The sequence below is a fragment of the Streptomyces sp. NPDC050388 genome, assembly GCF_040655635.1.
Taxonomy (GTDB): Bacteria; Actinomycetota; Actinomycetes; order Streptomycetales; family Streptomycetaceae; genus Streptomyces.
In genome coordinates this window covers 1-1000 of record NZ_JBFAKH010000296.1, presented here as the reverse complement: position 1 = coordinate 1000, position 1000 = coordinate 1, and the positions used below count along the sequence as shown (strand labels likewise).

Below are 1000 nucleotides of genomic sequence, written 5' to 3'. Positions count from 1 at the left end.
CGGCAGCGTGATCAACGGGCATGCTCGGGTGGTTCCGATAACCGATGCAGCCGTCGAGGTGCCCGTTGTCCCTCCGTCCCCGTTCCGGTGAGCAAGTCCCGCCTCTGACCGCGCAGATCGCGCGGGCGAGCAACCCGGATGGCACGACGGCGATATGGGTGCGCGACCGGCTCGATGGGCTGTGGCGCGACGAGGACTTCGCCGACTGGTATCCGCGTGACGGGCGTCCGGGTCTCTCGCCTGCTCAGCTGGCCACCGTCTGTGTGCTGCAGTTCCTGCTCGGTCTGTCGGACCGGCAGGCCGCCGAGGCGGTTCGCTGCCGTATCGACTTCACGTACGCCCTGGCCATGGAGCTGGACGACCCCGGCTTCCACCACAGCGTGCTGGCCGACTTCCGTGACCGTCTCACCGAGGGCAACCGCGCCGACCTCCTCCTCGACCTCGCGCTGGCCCGTCTCAAGGAGGCCGGGCTGGTGCGTGAGCGCACCACGCAGCGCACTGACTCCACCCACGTCCTGGCCGCGGTCCGCGACCTGACCCGCCTGGAACTGATCACCGAGACGGTCCGCGCGGCGCTGGAAGAAGTCGCCGGCACCGCCGGTCATCTGCTGGACGATCTGGTCGATGAGGACTGGGGGCGCCGCTACGGCCGGCCGGTCCGTCTGGGCAAGAACCCCACCCGGCCCAAGACCAGGATCCTGGCCACCGGCAACGACGCCGTCCGGCTCCTGGAACACCTCTACCGGCACGGGACGGACTGGGCGTTCGGTCCTCGCGTCCAGGCCCTGCGCCAGGTAGTGATGCAGAACTACTACCGCGACGCTGCGGGCCGCCTGCTCTGGCGCACCGACGAGGACGGTGGGCCGGGGCTGCCGCCCTCATCTCGGGCGATCGTCTCTCCCTACGACACGTCGGCCCGCTACGCGCGCCACGGACACATCATCAGCTGGAAGGGGTTCGCCGCTCATCTGACCGAGACCTGTGCCCCCGACGGCCCCAA

The 1000-nt window shown here is 69.9% G+C and carries 1 protein-coding gene; it reads left to right on the top strand.

What is annotated here, in order from left to right:
• Positions 1-65: 65 nt before the first annotated feature.
• A partial coding sequence (locus AB0I73_RS41500) for a transposase (protein WP_363045550.1) occupies positions 66-1000 on the top strand: 935 nt, incomplete at its 3' end.